Annotated in this window: 13 protein-coding genes; 2 read left to right on the forward strand and 11 right to left on the reverse strand. The window is 70.3% G+C overall.

Annotated elements, in window-relative coordinates; genetic code table 11:
• Position 1: 1 nt before the first annotated feature.
• The 4 genes from ACFPCV_RS10990 to ACFPCV_RS11005 all read right to left on the reverse strand — a co-directional run bounded on the left by ACFPCV_RS10990 (position 2) and on the right by ACFPCV_RS11005 (position 4,792).
• Positions 2-964, reverse strand: a complete 963-nt coding sequence (locus ACFPCV_RS10990) for an ABC transporter permease (RefSeq protein WP_378055989.1) — start codon at positions 962-964, stop codon at positions 2-4.
• The gene (locus ACFPCV_RS10995) at positions 957-1,883 is read right to left on the reverse strand and encodes an ABC transporter permease (protein WP_378055990.1); all 927 of its coding nucleotides are present in this window, start codon (positions 1,881-1,883) and stop codon (positions 957-959) included. Before ACFPCV_RS10995 ends, ACFPCV_RS10990 begins: the two co-directional genes overlap by 8 nt.
• A 71-nt stretch (positions 1,884-1,954) precedes the next feature.
• A complete protein-coding gene (locus ACFPCV_RS11000; protein ID WP_378055991.1) occupies positions 1,955-3,613 on the reverse strand; it encodes a peptide ABC transporter substrate-binding protein in 1,659 nt (552 codons plus the stop codon).
• A gap of 225 nt (positions 3,614-3,838) precedes the next feature.
• Positions 3,839-4,792 (reverse strand): Ppx/GppA phosphatase family protein, encoded by a 954-nt coding sequence (locus ACFPCV_RS11005; RefSeq protein WP_378055992.1) that lies wholly within the window; start codon positions 4,790-4,792, stop codon positions 3,839-3,841.
• A gap of 75 nt (positions 4,793-4,867) precedes the next feature.
• On the opposite strand from ACFPCV_RS11005, the gene ACFPCV_RS11010 reads away from it, so the two are divergent.
• On the forward strand, positions 4,868-5,632 hold the full coding sequence (locus tag ACFPCV_RS11010) for an SDR family oxidoreductase (RefSeq protein WP_378055993.1): 765 nt from the start codon (positions 4,868-4,870) through the stop codon (positions 5,630-5,632).
• Between the two features lie 60 nt (positions 5,633-5,692).
• Here ACFPCV_RS11010 and ACFPCV_RS11015 read toward each other — a convergent pair whose 3' ends face one another.
• From ACFPCV_RS11015 to eno, 4 genes are all read right to left on the reverse strand, one after another.
• The gene (locus tag ACFPCV_RS11015) at positions 5,693-7,036 is read right to left on the reverse strand and encodes a lytic transglycosylase domain-containing protein (RefSeq protein ID WP_378055994.1); all 1,344 of its coding nucleotides are present in this window, start codon (positions 7,034-7,036) and stop codon (positions 5,693-5,695) included.
• 228 nt (positions 7,037-7,264) lie between these two features.
• Positions 7,265-7,735, reverse strand: a complete 471-nt coding sequence (locus ACFPCV_RS11020) for a DUF501 domain-containing protein (RefSeq protein ID WP_378056911.1) — start codon at positions 7,733-7,735, stop codon at positions 7,265-7,267.
• A gap of 2 nt (positions 7,736-7,737) precedes the next feature.
• Positions 7,738-8,259, reverse strand: coding sequence for an FtsB family cell division protein (locus tag ACFPCV_RS11025; protein ID WP_378055995.1), 522 nt, complete (start codon positions 8,257-8,259; stop codon positions 7,738-7,740).
• Between the two features lie 30 nt (positions 8,260-8,289).
• Positions 8,290-9,576: a phosphopyruvate hydratase gene (gene eno, locus ACFPCV_RS11030; protein WP_378055996.1), complete on the reverse strand. Its 1,287-nt coding sequence runs from the start codon at positions 9,574-9,576 to the stop codon at positions 8,290-8,292.
• A 158-nt stretch (positions 9,577-9,734) separates the two neighbouring features.
• On the opposite strand from eno, the gene ACFPCV_RS11035 reads away from it, so the two are divergent.
• Positions 9,735-10,121 carry a tetratricopeptide repeat protein gene (locus ACFPCV_RS11035; RefSeq protein WP_184815249.1) on the forward strand — a complete coding sequence of 129 codons (387 nt, stop codon included), beginning with the start codon at positions 9,735-9,737 and terminating at the stop codon, positions 10,119-10,121.
• Positions 10,122-10,146: 25 nt separating this feature from the next.
• Here the strand turns inward: ACFPCV_RS11035 and ACFPCV_RS11040 are convergent, their stop codons facing one another.
• The 3 genes from ACFPCV_RS11040 to ACFPCV_RS11050 all read right to left on the reverse strand — a co-directional run bounded on the left by ACFPCV_RS11040 (position 10,147) and on the right by ACFPCV_RS11050 (position 15,328).
• The gene (locus ACFPCV_RS11040) at positions 10,147-10,890 is read right to left on the reverse strand and encodes a lytic transglycosylase domain-containing protein (protein ID WP_378055997.1); all 744 of its coding nucleotides are present in this window, start codon (positions 10,888-10,890) and stop codon (positions 10,147-10,149) included.
• Between the two features lie 211 nt (positions 10,891-11,101).
• Complete coding sequence (locus ACFPCV_RS11045; RefSeq protein WP_378055998.1) at positions 11,102-11,995, reverse strand: class I SAM-dependent methyltransferase; 894 nt, start codon at positions 11,993-11,995, stop codon at positions 11,102-11,104.
• Between the two features lie 135 nt (positions 11,996-12,130).
• Positions 12,131-15,328, reverse strand: coding sequence for a S41 family peptidase (locus ACFPCV_RS11050; protein ID WP_378055999.1), 3,198 nt, complete (start codon positions 15,326-15,328; stop codon positions 12,131-12,133).
• Between the last annotated feature and the right edge of the window lie 72 nt (positions 15,329-15,400).

The following is a 15,400-nucleotide window of genomic DNA, read 5'->3' on the forward strand; positions in this document are numbered from 1 at the left end:
GTCACCTCAGCTTCGGGTCGAGGGCCTCGCGGACCGCGTCGCCCAGCATCACGAACGCCAGGACGGTCGCGGTCAGGAAACCCGCCGGGAACAACAGCATGTGCGGTGCGACACGCACGTAGTTGCGCGCGTCGGAGATCATCACGCCCCACGACACCGCGGGGTCGCGCAGGCCGATGCCGAGGAACGACAGCGTGGCCTCCGCGCCGATGAACGCGCCGAGCGCGATCGTGCCGTACACGAGCACGGGCGCGAGGCAGTTCGGCAGCATGTGCTTGAAGATGATCCGCGTCGAACTGGCACCCAGCGCACGCGCCGCCTTCACGTAGTCCTGCTGTTTCGCCGCGATGGCCGCCGAGCGCATGATCCGCATCGCGACCGGCCACGACAGCACCGCGATCGACGCCACCACCGCGCCAACGATCGGCAGCGCACCCCGGATCTCCGCGTTGCGCACCAGGTTCAGGATCACGATCGCGCCGAGCACGAACGGCAGGCCGAAGAAGATCTCGCCGAAGCGGGAGAGCAACCCGTCGACCCACCGCCCGAAGTAGCCCGCGATGATGCCGAAGAAACTGCCGGTCAGCACGGTCAGCAGGCTCGCGGCGAGCCCCACGAGCAGCGTCCACCGCGTGCCGTACACCACGCGGGCGTACACGTCGCGGCCCTGCAGGTCGTAGCCGAACCACGCGTCACCGGACGGCGGCTGCCGCGAGTAGTCCAGGTCCTGGTAGCCGGGGTCCGCGGACGTGAACCAGCTCGGGAAGATCGCGATGACGGCGAGCAGGGCGATCACCACGCTCGCGATGATGAACAGCGGGCGGCGGCGCAGGTCCCGCCACGCGTCCGACCACAGGCTGCGTGGCTTGCCGGGACCGGATTCCTGGTGCTCCGGCTCGGTCACGTAGGTCGACACGCCCTTGTCTGCGGCGGTGCCGGCGGCCGCCGTGGTCGGGTCAGTCATAGCGGATCCTCGGGTCGAGAACGGCGTACATCATGTCGATGAACAGGTTGACCAGCAGGAAGATCAGCACCAGCAGCACGACGACACCGGTCACGATCGCGCCCTGCTTGTCGAGGATCCCGTCGAACACGAGCCTGCCGACGCCGTGGATGCCGAAGATGCCCTCGGTGACGATCGCGCCGCCCATCAGGTTGCCGATGTCGGTGCCGAGGAACGTGATCAGCGGGATCGCCGAGTTGCGCAGCAGGTGCACTCCCACGATCCGGCGCTTCGGCTGTCCCTTCGCGAGCGCGGTGCGCATGTAGTCGGCGCGTCTGTTCTCCGCGATCGAGGCCCGGGTCAGCCGGGACACGTAGGCCATCGAAAGGCTGCCGAGCACGAACCCGGGGATGATCAGCTCACTCCACGTCGCCTCCGACGAGACGGTCGGGTTGAGGATCTCCAGCTGGAAACCGAGCACGATCTGGATCACGAAACCCGTGACGAACGTGGGGATCGCGATCAGGAACAGCGTCGACACCAGCACCAGGTTGTCGAGGAAGCCGCGGCCGCGCAGCCCGGTGACGATGCCCGCGGTGATGCCGATGACGGCCTCGATGACCACCGCGACCACCGCGAGCCGCAGCGAAACCGGCGCCGCGAGCGCGATCAGCTCACCGACCGACTGCTCGGCGTAGGTCTGGCCGAAGTCACCGGTGAGCAACGCGCCCATGTACTTCACGTACTGCACGACGACGTTGTCGTCGAGGTTGTACTTGTCGGTCATCGCCGCGACGAACTGCGGCGGGCACGGCCGCTCACCGCACATGCCGGCGAACGGGTCGCCCGGCACCGCCCACACCAGGAAAAAGATGAGGAACGTGGTCCCGATGAACACCGGGATCAGCTGCAGCAGCCGACGAAGGACGTATCGTCCCATTGCATTCTCTCCCTAGACCCCCGAGTGGGCCGGCCCCCGTCCAGGGGAGCCGGCCCACGGCCGCTCAGCGGTTACTTGACCTCGACGTACGAGAGGTCGAGCTCACGCTTCGGGGTCAGCCGCACGTTGGTCAGCCGCTCCGACCACGCGCTGATGGACGGGGTGTTCCACAGCGGGATCGCCGGCATGTCCTTGGCGATCAGCTCCTCCGCCTCGTGGTACAGGCGGAACGCGTCCTCCTCGGTCTCCGCGGAGTCCGCCGCGGCGAGCTTCGCGTCGACCTCCGGGTTGGAGTAGTCGTTGTCGTTCGAGGAGCCACCGGTGCGGTAGATCGGGTTCAGGAAGTTCTCGACCAGCGGGTAGTCCGCGAGCCAGCCCGACCGGTAGATCTGGGTCATCTGGCGGGCGTTGATCGCGTCGCGGATCTGGCCGAACGCCTGCACCGGCTCGAAGGTGCACTCGGTCTCGAGCGCCTTCTCGATCTGGCCGCAGACCGCCTCGATCCACTCCTTGTGGCCACCGTCGGCGTTGCTCGTGATCTGGATCGGGCCGGTGTAGCCCGACTTGTCGAACAGCCGCTTGGCCTCCTCCGGGTTGTACTCGCAGTACTCGCCGCACGCGCCTGGCTCGTAGCCGGGCACGAGGTCCATCGCGTAGCCGGTCAGCGGCTCGCGGTTGCCCTCGTAGATCGTCTTGGTGACCTGCTCACGGTCGATCGCCATCGAGACCGCGTGCCGGAAGTCGACGCTCTGGAACTTCGGGTCGTACAGCGGGAACGAGATCGCCTGGACCGCCATGACCGGGTAGGCCTTGGCGCGGCCCGGCAGGTCGCTCTCCCACACGTTGCCCGCGATGGCCTGCGGCGGCACCGTGTCGAGGAAGTCGAGCTGGTTGCCCTTGACGTCGGCGTACGCGGCGTCGGAGTCGGTGAAGACGAACTTCACCTTCTTGACCTTCGGCTTGTCGGAGCCCTTGTACTCCTCGAAGCGCTCGATCTGGAGCTCCTGGTCGGGCACCCTGGCGACGTACTTGAACGAGCCGTTGCCGACCGGGTTCTTCTTCCACGCCTCGGGGTCGGCGAAGAACGAGTCGGGCATCGGCATGTAGGCCGCGTAGCCGGTCTTGACCTTGAAGACGGCGTGCGGCTCCGTGAACTTGATCTTGAACTCGTGGTCGTTGACCTTGGTCAGACCCGAGAGCTTGTCCGTCTTCGGCTTGGCGGGCAACTGCGGCCCGTCCACCCCGTCGGGGTCCGGGGTGAAGACGTCGTCGAAGCCCTGGATCTGCGCGAAGAAGCTCGCGTGCTGCTGCGCGTTCGGGCCGTACGCGGTGTAGTTCCAGGCGTTGATGTAGCTGTCCGCCGTGACGGGCGTGCCGTCGTGGAAGGTCCAGTCCTTCTTCAGCTTGACCGTGTACTCGTCGGGCGCGGTCAGCTCGAACGACTCGGCGTTGGCCTCACGCGGCTCCCCGGAGACCGGGTCGTAGTCCATCAGGCCGGTGAACAGCGCGTCCACGACCTTGCCGCCACCGGTCTCGCTCGTGTCACCCGGCACAAGCGGCCGCTCCGGCTCGGTGCCGAAGACGGTGATCTCGACCGACTCGTTCTTGGCCGGATCACCGCCGCCCGCGCCGGGTTCTTCGCCACCTTCGTCACCACTGCTGCAACCCGTGATGACGAGTGCCACGGCGAGTGGCATCACACCAGCCGCCAACCAGCGCGGTCTACGCATTGGGGGTTCCTCCTCCAAAACCTGGCCATCCTCCCGGAATGTGAGAGGACGTTAACGGTCCGGAGTTGCTGCGCCCAGCCGCACCTGCGTCACAAAGAAATCACAATCTCCTCGCAAAGGCACCAAAATGGACGCTGCGGAGTGGCGCGGTGACGCGCAGCTATCGACCATCCGGTCAGGACACACCCGTTGCGCCATCCGGGGAAGGTGCCCGCCGGTGGTCGTTCACCGCAGGGAAAGCGCGATCCCGTCGAGGATGTCGTGCTCGGAAACGAGCAGCTCAGCGATGCCCGCGGCCTGTCCGAGCCGCTCCGCGAGGACCTCGGTGATCAGAGCGCCGCCACCGATCACGTCGACCCGGCCCGGATGCATCACCGGGTTCGCGGCCCGCTCCGCTCTGGTGGCGCCCAGGAGCTGTTGGGCTGTTCGGCTGATCCCGTCGCGCGAAAGGCGGGACAGGTGCGTGCGTTCGGAGTCGTACTGCGGCAGCTCCTGTGCGACCGCCGAGAGCGTCGTGACCGTGCCCGCGACCCCGATCCAGGTCCGCGCGTCCGCGACCGGCACCGAGTCGAACGCGGGCGCAAGCGCCTGACCTGCGAACTCACGGGCGGCGGCGATCTCGGCGGCCGTCGGCGGGTCGCCGTGCAGGCACCGCTCGGTGATCCGCACGCAGCCGATGTCGACCGAGCGCGCACCGGTGATCTCGGCACGCCTGCCGTCCCACGTGCCGACGACCACCTCGGTGGACCCGCCACCGAGGTCGGTGACCACGAACGGCCCGTCCGCCGGCTCCAGGTCGCCCACGGCGCCGGTGAACGACAGCCGCGCCTCCTCGTCCCCGGAGATGACCTCCGCCTCGACCCCGAGCAGCTCCTCGGTCATCGCGAAGAACTCGGCGCGGTTGGTGGCGTCGCGGGTGGCGGACGTCGCGACCATGCGCACCCGCTCCGCGCCCTTGCGGCGGCACACCGCCGTGTAGTCGGCGAGCGCGGCCCTTGTCCGCTCGATCGCGACGTCGGACAACCGCTTCGTCGCGTCGACCCCCTCGCCGAGCCGGACGATCCGCATCTCCCTGTGCACGTCGCGGAGGTGGGCGGTCCCGTCCTCGTGCTCGGTCAGATCCGCGACCAGCAGGCGGATGGAGTTGGTACCGCAGTCGATCGCCGCAACACGTGCCATGCCGCCCAGCCTAGGGGGAACGCCGGGTCTCCTTCCCGCCAGCTTCCGTGCCGCGACTCGGCGAACCTTTCGGTCATGGAGCTCAACCTGAAAGGCAGGACCGCCCTGGTCACGGGCGGTACCAAGGGAATCGGCCTCGCCATCGCGCAAACGCTTGCGGCGGAGGGGATGTCGGTGGTCGCCGGCGCCCGCACGGCGGCCGAGGTGGACGGGGTGACGGTCGTCCCGGTGGACCTGTCCACGGCGGAGGGACCCGCCGCGCTGGTCGCGGCGGCCGTGGAGTTGTTCAGCGGCCTCGACGTGATCGTGAACAACGTCGGCGTCAGCGAACCGGGCACCTCGGTGCTCTCGTTCACCGACGACGCGTGGCAGCGGATCTTCGACGCCACGTTCTTCTCGGCGGTGCGCGTGGTCCGCGCGGCGGTCCCGCACCTGCGCGAGGGCGGCTCGATCGTGAACATCAGCTCGCTCAACGCCCGGGTGCCCGCGGGCATGATCGCGCCGTACAGCGCGGCGAAGGCGGCGCTGACCAACCTCGGCACGATGCTGTCGGAGGAGCTGGCCCCCGCGATCCGCGTGAACACGGTGTCCCCCGGCCCGGTCCGCACCCCGCTGTGGACCGGCGAGCGCGGGTTCGCACACGTCTTCGCCGCACAGCTCGGCACGACCGCGCAGGACGTGATGGACCGGGTGCTGCCGGAGACGATGTCGATCACGGCGGGCCGGGTCGGCGAACCGCGGGAGGTCGCGGACCTCGTGGCGTTCCTGGCGTCCGAGCGCGCCGCCTGGATCACCGGCGCCGACTACGTCATCGACGGCGGGATGTACAAGACCGCGTGAGACACGAACAGGGCCGGACCCCGTGGGGGCCCGGCCCTGTTCTCGTGCCCGTGTGGAGGGTCAGGTCGGCTCGGCCGAGCTGGACGAGCTGACCGAACCCGTGGTGCTCGACGACGAGCCGCCAGCCGACGACGAGCTGCTGCCCGCAGACGACGAGCTCATGCTGCTCTCCGACGGGCCACCGTCGGGTGAGGTGCCACTGCTGGTGGTGCCACTGCTGGCGGTGCCGCTGCTGCTGGAGGTGCCCGAGGTCGGCCGCTGCGTCGTCGTCAACGGCGGCTGCGACGGCCGGGTCACCTCACACCCCGGGATCGACGGCGTCGTCGTCGTGGTCGTGGTGGACGTGGACGTGGACGTCGGCGGTGTCGTGGTCGTGGAGGTCGGCGACGCGGTGACGCACGGCGGCAGCGGTGTCGTGGTCGTGGAGGTCGGCGGCCTGGTCTGCGACGAGGTCGGCGGCGGGTTCGGTGCGGGCGGCTGGTTCGGCGGGTTCGTGGACGGCGTCGGCTTCGGCCCCTGGTTGCCGATTGACGGCGGCCCGGACGCGAACGCGTCGGTGTCCGGGAGCACCGGGTCGGACGGCATCGGGTCCACGCCGCGCGCGTAGGCGTCGGCCCACGACAGCACCGTCGCCACGTAGCTGTTCGAGTGGTTGTAGCGGAACACGGCCGTCGCGCGGTCCTGCGGGTTCGACAGGTCCATGCCGCCGGAGCACAGGTACTTGCCCGCCGCGACCGTCGCGTCGTACACGTTGTGAGGGCTGCGGACCCCGTCGGCGTTGCCGTCGGCCGCGTAGCCCTCCCACGTCGACGGGATGAACTGCATCGCACCCACCGCGCGGTCCCAGCGGGAGTCGCCGTCCCACTTGCCGCCGTCGGTGTCGCGGATCGCGGCGAACCCACCGCCGTTCAGCACCGGCCCGAGGATCTGCGGCGAGGTGTTGCCCTCCGCGTCGAGGCGCCCGCCCCGCGCGTGGTTGGACTCGATCCGGCCGATGCTCGCGAGCAGCGACCAGTGGAGCTTGCAGTTCGGCTGGGTCGACGCGAGCGCCTGCGCCGCCTGCATGTATGCCCCGAGCATCGTGCCGTTGATGCCGAGCTTGCCGCTCGGCACGTCCTGCCCGAGGTCGAGGAGGTTGTCGAGGTCGTCGACCCCGTCGAGGAGGTCGGCGCCGATTCGGTCGTCCTCGGCCAGCCGCCCCGAGGCGCTCACCGAGCCGGGGTCGGTCATGCCGTTCAGGCCGTCGCCGACGCCACCCGCGACCTGGGTGACATTGCTGGCCAGGCTGATCGGTTCACCCGCGACCGCAGCGGCCACCATCAGCACCGTGCTGGTCGCGGCGGCAAGCTTTCTGCGGCGTCTCCGCAACTGGCGCTCGGCCGCTTTCCCGTTCCGCGCACTCACGTACCGAACCCCTTCGCTGTGCCTCACGGACAGGTCGCCGTCCGTCGCAGCCTGTGTTGCGCCTGCCACCGTCTCACGAACCATCATCACAAGAAAGGGGTCAATCGACGGTCAAGTCGTAACCTTCCGCATCTCTGACGTAGAGATAGGGCCTCCTGGTTGCCCTTTCGGGTACATCGGTCGACCTGCGAAAGAAACTTGCCGTTTACCAGTTACCCGGAGTCCGGGTCAGGCGCAGTCGCCTGCCGGCCAGTCCGCCTCGAGCAGCGCGACGGTCTCGTCGCCGAAGGGGTTCACCCCCGGCCCCACCGCCAGCGCGTGCGCGACGTGGACGTGCAGGCACTTGACCCGGCCCGGCATGCCACCCGCGCTCACGTCCGTGCCGAGCGAGGAGATCGCGTCCCGCTCCGCCAGGTACGACCGGTGCGCGGCGAGGTAGGCCGCGGCCAGGTCCTCGTCCTCGGCGAGCCGTGCGGTCATCTCCTTCATCAGCCCGCTCGCCTCGAGCGTGCTGGTCAGCGACGTCAGCCGGGGGCAGGTCAGGTAGTAGAGCGTGGGGAACGGCGTGCCGTCGTCGAGCCGGGGAGAAGTCTTGATCACCGCCGGGTGCCCGCTCGGGCAGCGGTGAGCCACCTCCCTGATCGCGCGCGGCGCCCTGCCCAACTGTGCGGCGACCGCTGCGCGATCGGCCTCGCTGATGGTCACTCCTCCGACACCGCGTTCCACAGCAGCTGGTACCACGACTCGTCCTTCACCTTGCCCCGCTCCGGTTCCTCATCGCCGCCGGTGTTGCCCTCCGGCAGCTCCACGATGTACGGCGTCTCCCCCGGCATCACGTACCGCAGTCGCTCGCGCGCCTCCGCCTCGACCTGCGCCGGATCGTCCAGCTCGGCCTTGCGCGCCTCGAGCGCGTCCACCTCCGCCCGCAGCTCGGCCTGCAGCTGCTCCTGGCGGGCCACGTCGTCGCGCTGCCCGAGGTAGGTGCGCAGCGGCACCGCCACCGACAACGCGAGCGCGCAGAACACGATCGCGAAGACGGCGGCCCGCCGCGTGGTCGAGATGCCGAACGTGGCCGCGGCGCGCACGGTCCTGCTGCGTGCCGTGCGCCCGGGGGACACCGGACGAGCGGGCCTGCCATCCCGTGGCCTGCGCACGCTCTTCGCGCGCCTGCCACCGGTGGTGCGCCGCCGGTCGGTGTCCCTTCCGGGCTCACGGTCGGCCATCGCGATGCTCCCTCCGCAAGCTCCGCTCGGTCAGCTCTCCGGGTTGTACCTGGGGAAGGCGAGGTCACCGGCGTAGCGGGCCGCGTCGCCGAGGATCTCCTCGATGCGCAGCAGCTGGTTGTACTTGGCGGTGCGCTCACCCCGGGCGGGAGCACCCGACTTGATCTGCCCGACACCGGTGGCGACGGCGAGGTCGGCGATGGTGGTGTCCTCGGTCTCGCCGGACCGGTGGCTCATCATGCTGCGGTAGCCGTAGGAGGTGGCCAGGTTGACCGCGTCCAGCGTCTCGGACAGCGTGCCGATCTGGTTGACCTTCACCAGCAGCGCGTTGGCCGCCCGGCGGGCGATGCCCTCCTCGAGCCGCTCCGGGTTGGTGACGAACAGGTCGTCGCCGAGGATCTGCACCCGCTCGCCGACCTCGTCGGTCAGCCGCACCCAGCCGTCCCAGTCGTCCTCGGCCAGCGGGTCCTCGATCGACACGAGCGGGTAGGCGTCGAGCAGCTCGCCGTAGTAGGCGGCCATCTGCTCGGCGCTGCGCTTGGTGCCCTCGAAGACGTAGGCGCCGTCGGAGTAGAACTCGGTCGCCGCGACGTCCAGGGCCAGCGCGACCTGCGAGCCCACCTTGTAGCCCGCCTTCTCGATGGCGGCCACGATCAGGTCGAGGGCCTCGCGGTTGTTCGACAGCGACGGCGCGAACCCTCCCTCGTCGCCGAGGCCGGTGGCGAGGCCACGGCTCTTGAGCACCGACTTCAGCGAGTGGTACACCTCCGCGCCCCAGCGAAGGGCCTCGCGGAAGGACTCGGCGCCGATCGGCGCGATCATGAACTCCTGGACGTCCACGTCGGTGTCGGCGTGCGCGCCACCGTTGAGGATGTTCAGCATCGGCACCGGCAGCACGTGCGCGTTCGGGCCGCCGATGTAGCGGAACAGCTCGAGGCCACTGGAGTCCGCCGCCGCCTTCGCGACGGCGAGCGAGACACCGAGGATGGCGTTCGCGCCGAGGCGCGACTTGTCCGGCGTGCCGTCCAGGTCGACCAGCTTCTGGTCGACGATCCGCTGGTCGACGGCGTCGACACCGTTCAGCTCGGGCCCGATCTCGTCGAGCACCGCAGCGACGGCCTTCTCCACGCCCTTGCCGGAGTAGCGCTTGGCATCCCCGTCGCGCAGCTCGACGGCCTCGTGCTCGCCAGTGGACGCGCCGGACGGCACCGCCGCGCGGGCCAGCGTGCCGTCGTCGAGTGCGACCTCAACCTCGACGGTCGGGTTACCACGCGAGTCCAGGATCTCCCGCGCGCCGACCTGCTCGATTACCGCCACGTGCATGCTCCTCAACCGGTTCAGGGATGACTCGACACGAGAGTACCCAGCCCGTGGTTTCCCCCGTTGGAGGCACGCGCATCGCGGGGGTGAACGGAGCGTGATCACCCGTGTGGATCTTCAGGAACACGGCGGTCGCGGGTAGCGTTGTGCGCACCATGACCGGAGACGCCCAGGGCAACTTCGAGGCGTTCCGCCGCGCCGAGTCGCTGGTGGCACAACGCCGGCCGCTGGATGCCCTCGCAGCACTGGAGCCGGTCCTCGACGCCGAGCCGGACAAGTCCTCCGTGCACCTGCTCGCCGGCCGGGCGTACCTCATCTCGGCGCAGCTCCGCCGCGCCGAGCAGGCGTTTCGCCGGGTCATCGAGCTGGATCCCACCGACCACTACGCCCTGTTCGCACTCGGCAAGACGCTGCAGCGGATGAGCAGGCTCACCGAGGCGCAGACCCAGCTGCGGCTCGCGGTCGCCATGCATCCCGACCCGGCCTACCAGGAGGCGTTGGGCGAGGTCAGCGCCAGGTTGTCGGTCGAGCGGGACCGCTAGTGGACACTAGTGTCCGGCGCGGGCACTACAGGCTCGCCGCCGCCTTCGCGTAGGCGTCGGCGCCGTCGAACACGTTCCGGCCGTAGTCGACGGACCTGTTGTAGGTGAGGACGGCCTGCCACCACCCCGCTGCGCTGGACAGGTCACCGCCGGACGCGCACAGGTAGTTGGCCGCGGACAGGGCGGCGTCGTCGATGTCCTGCGGGTCGGGTGGGACGCCGTCGAGGCCCGACCGCACGCCCCAGCGCGCCCACGTGGTCGGCAGGAACTGCATGGGGCCGACCGCGCGGTCCCACTTGGTGTCGCCGTCGAGCCGGCCGCCGTCGGTGTCGGGGATGGCCTGCACACCGGGCGAGCCGTCGAGCGGAATGCCGATGATCGGTGGCGCCAGCTTGCCGTCGTCGGCGATGTCGCTGCCGCCGTACCGCCCGTGGTGCGACTCGACCCGGCCGACACCGGCCAGGGTCGCCCAGTTGATGCCGCAGTCGGGGTCGCTGACCCGGACCGCGATCTCGGCCTCCGCGTACGCCACGAGACTGCGCACCGGGATCTGCGTCTTCTCCGACAGCCGCTCGGCCCAGGCCAGCACGCTGGTCCGTTCCTGCGCGACCGCGGTCGCGGTGGGCACCGTGGCACCGGGTGCCGCGTTCAGCTCCGGCACCTCGAACCCGGGCGGCGGCGACGTGGGCGTGGTCAGCGGAGCGGACCGGTTGTAGCCGATCACGACGATGGTCACGACCGCCACCAGGGCAGCCGTCAACAGGATCACCCAGCCCAACCGGTGGCGGGGTGGGGGGTCAGGCGCGGGACGCTCGATCGTCGGGACGGGACTGGACACAGGCCAAGGCTACGTATCAAAACGGCGGGACGTGACGCCCCCGGCCAGAAACCCCGGTCCACGCCCCACCCAGCTCACCAGCATCTGCACCCTGACCTGCATGAACGCGGCAATCGGAGCAACGTTGACCGCATCGTCACGTTCACCCGGTCGCCGGGCCGGGTCGGCGCGCCGACAGGGCGTAGAGCAGCGGAATCCTCGGCGCGTCGTCGGGCAACCGGAACCACCCGTCCTCGTCCCGGACCATCCCCGGCCACCGGGGCCATGGCAGCTTGGCCGACTCCCGAAGCCGCTCGACGACCAGCCCGGCCCCGACGAGCGCGTTGATGACCTCCGCGATCTCGTGCCGCCACTCGTAGGCGACCCGCGCGTCGGCGAGCGGCGGCCCGTCGGTGTAGGTGTGGGTGGCGTCCCGCTTCTCGGCCCCCCGCCCGGAAAGGAAGTCGTTGCGCAACGACAACTCCTGCCCGCCATCCGGCGGCGGCACCACCCCGAGCGAGTAGAGGAGCGGGTGGAACTCGACAACGTAGAACGAACCTCCCGGCCGCAACAGCCGAGCGAGCACGTCGGCCCAGGCAGGCAGGTCGGGAAGGTAGCAAAGCGCCCCCTTCCCGGTGTAGATCAGATCGAAGGACCGCCCGCCGAGCACGTCGGCAGCGTCGTAGACGTTGCCCTGGACGTACTCGATGGCCACGCCGTGCCGCTGCGCCACGGCACGCGCCTGGACAACGGACTCCCCGGAGATGTCCAGCCCGACGACCCGGGCCCCACGCCGGGCCAGCGCGATGCTCTCCACTCCCAGGTGGCACTGGAGATGCAGCACGTCAGTGCCGCGCAACTCCCCGAGGTCCCCCCACTCGTAGTCGGCGAACCAGGAGTCCGGTTCCCGGGACCCGTCCACCCCGTAGAACGCACTGGCGAGATGGATGGGGGTCCGCTCATCCCAGTTGGCCTGATTGGCCAACATCATCTCCTCGACCTGCCGCTCAAACCCACGCACGGCCCCATACAGCCACACCAGTAGGAACGTGTCCACCGACGCGAGTAGGAATCATGCGAGAACAACCCAGAGGTGGCAACACCGCCAGAAACAATCCGCCGCTGCCTCGAAGGGCGCTTTCGGGGCAGCGAGCGTCCCGAAAGCGCCTTTCGGCGGTGCCCGTGAGCCACATCAGCCCAACGGTGGCAGTTCGGGCCGAACAGCCGCAGGCGTCACCTCCAAAGCCTCCAGCGCCAACCCGACAGCCGCGTCCAGCTGCGGATCACGTCCGGCGGCGTGGTCCTGCGGAGCCATCACCACCTCGACATCCGGATCGACCCCGTGGTTCTCCACCCCCCACCCGGGCCCCTCCAGCCAGGTGGCATACCGAGGCTGGGTCACCAACGTGCCGTCCACCAGGTGGTAACGCATGTCGATCCCGATGACCCCACCCCAGGTCCGGGTCCCGACCACCGGCCCGATTCCCAGTGCCTTGATCGCCGCGTTGACGATGTCGCCGTCGGAGCCCGAGAACTCGTTCGCGACCGCGACGACCGGACCGCGGGGCGCGTCGTGCGGATAGCTCTCGGCGGCGTTGGCGTCGCGGGTGATCTGCCAGCCGATGATCTTCCGCCCGAGTTTCTCCACCACCAGCTGGGAGAGGTGCCCGCCGCGGTTCTCACGGACGTCGACGATCAGGCCCTCCCGCCGCACCTCCAGCCGCAGATCGCGGTGCAGCTCGGCCCAGCCGTTCGCGACCATGTCCGGCACGTGCACGTAACCCAGTCGGCCGCCGCTCTTCTCGTGCACGTACGCCCGCCTGCCCGCCACCCAGTCGTGGTAGCGCAGCGGCATGTCGTCCAGCAGCGGCACGACCACCACGCTCCGGTGCGCGCCGCCGCCACCCGGTGCGATCACCAGTTCGACCGGTTTGTCCGCGGTGCCAGCCAGCAGCGGGAACGGCCCTGCCACCTGGTCGACCGGACGCCCGTCCACGGCGACGATCGCGTCCCCGGCACGGACCGCGACCCCCGGCGCACGCAACGGCGAGCGCGCACTCGGGTCGGACGACTCGCCGGGCAGGATCCGCTCGATCCGCCACACGTCACCGTCGCGCACCAGGTCCGCACCGAGCAGCCCCAGCCGCCGCGCGGGCTCCACCCCGTCGCCAGGTGGCGTCACGTACGCGTGCGACGTGCCCAGCTCGCCCTGCACCTCCCACAGCAGGTCGACCAGCTCGTCGTGCGAGTTGACGGTCTCGACCAGCGGCCGGTAGCGGGCCAGCACACCGGGCCAGTCGACGCCGTTCATGTCCGCGCGCCAGAAGTGGTCGCGCATCAGCCTGCCCGCCTCGTCGAAGGCCTGGCGCCACTCCGCGGCCGGGTCGACCACCACCCGCACCCGGGACAGGTCCACCCGCACGTCGTCCCCGCCGTCGTCGGACGAGTCCACCTTGGCGTCGGCCGACTGCACCCGCAGCCGCGCGCCGTCGCGCACCACGAGCCGTTCGCCGTCGCCGGTCACCCACACGTCGTCGACGCCGTCGGCCAGGGTCTCGTGCTTGCGCTTGACGAAGTCGTAGCGCTCGAGGGCGGTCTTGTCGCTGTCGTCGTCCTCGCCGTCCCCGTCGTGGCCGAGCACACCGGACAGCGTGTAGCGCAGCCACACCAGGCCGTTCTTCACCGCGCGGAGGTGGCCGTACCTTGCGGCTTGCACCGGCAGCGCGACCACCCGCTCGCCGAGGCCCTCCAGGTCGACCGCGGTGCGCGGCGGCACGTCGTCGTCGCCGTCCTTGTCCTTGTCCTTGCCGTCCGGCTCGTCGTCCACCGGCCTGCCCCGCAGGTGCGGCGAGAACGGGGACGGCGTCGTCGCCGCGAGTGGCACCAGGTGCGGACGGGTGCCGTACGGGAAGGACATGTCGAACACGTGCGTGTCGTAGACCGGGTCGAAGCTGCGCATCGACAGGAACGCGAGGTGCTTGCCGTCGACCGTGAACTGCGGATCGGAGTCCACGAACCGCAACGGCGTCACATCCACTGTGGACAGATCGGTGGTGTTGGCCATCCTGATGTGGCGCAACGGGTTCGGCCCAGGGTGTGACCAGGCGAGCCACGCCGAGTCCGGGGAGAACGCCAGGTCGCACGGGTCGCCATCGGTGGTGTGGACGAGTTCCCGCAGCTCTCCGGTCGCCACCTCGACGAGCAGCACACGACCGTCGTGCGTCGCGACGGCGACCCGCCTGCCATCCGGCGACGCCGCCAGTTCGAGCACCCTGCCCAGCCTGCCGCCGCCGATCCGGCGCGGGGCCGCACCCGCCACCCCGTCGACCGGCGCGATCTCCAGCGCCTCCTCGCCCTCCGCGTCGGTCACCCACACGACCTCGGCGCCGAGTGTGCGCGGATGCCTGGCCCGCACCCCGGGCTCGGCCGACAACGCACGCACCGGACCGTCCCGGTGCGTGAGCCAGTGCACGGTGCCGCGCACCTCGATCGCGCTGCCCCGGCCGGTGTGGTCGGGCCCGACGTCGCCGAGCTCGTCGCCCGCCCGCACCGGGTACGGGACCCGCGCGAGCCGAGGACCACCGAGCCGGATGTCCAGTTCCCTCGGCTCACCGTCGAGCCCGTCGACCAGCCACAGCCGCCCTGCGCGGTGGAACACCACGCGCCTGCCGTCGGTGGTCGCGTTGCGCGCGTAGAACTCGCCGGGGGCGGCCACCGCGTGCCTGCGCAGGTCGGAGCCGTCCGGCAGGCACGAGTACAGCTCGCCGACCCCTTCGTGGTCGGACAGGAACGCGACCCGGTCGCCGACCCACATCGGTGCCGCCAGGTTGCCCGCGAGGTCGGGCAGGAAACGGGTGAACTCGCCGGACCCGTCCGCGTCGAGCCACAGCTTCCCCACCGTGCCGCCGCGATAACGCTTCCACCACGCCGGTTCCCGCGAGGTGGCGCCCAGCAGGAGGACGGCGCCGCCCTGACCGGTCGCGATGCCCGCGACGGGCCCGTAGGGCAGCTGCCGCGTCCGGCCTTCCTGGTCGACCGCGTAGGCCCACGTGCGGCGGATGCTCGGCTGGCCGACGGTGCTGACGGCCAGCACCTCGCCGTCCCCGGTCCAGCCGATCACCTCGGTGTTGACGTCGGCCCAGTGGGTGAGGCGGCGGCTGGGGCCGCCGTCGGCCGGGGCGACGTGCACCTCCGGCTCGACGTCGCGCCCGCTGGTCCACGCCAGCCGCGTGCCGTCGGCGGAGAAGCGCGGGGAGCTGACCGTGACCTGGTCGGCGGAGACTCGCCAGGCCCGGCCGCCGCCGAGCGGTGCGAGCCACACGTCGTCCTCGGCCACGAAGGTGACCAGTTCGCCGTGGAGGTGTGGGAATCGGAGATAGGCGTCGTTCACGGCCGCCACGTTAGCCGCGATCGCCGACAAATTGACGGCCTGAAGGGGCAGCAAGCGGAACCAATGCGAGCG

It is taken from the genome of Actinophytocola glycyrrhizae (genome assembly GCF_042653545.1).
Classification (GTDB): Bacteria; Actinomycetota; Actinomycetes; order Mycobacteriales; family Pseudonocardiaceae; genus Actinophytocola; species Actinophytocola glycyrrhizae.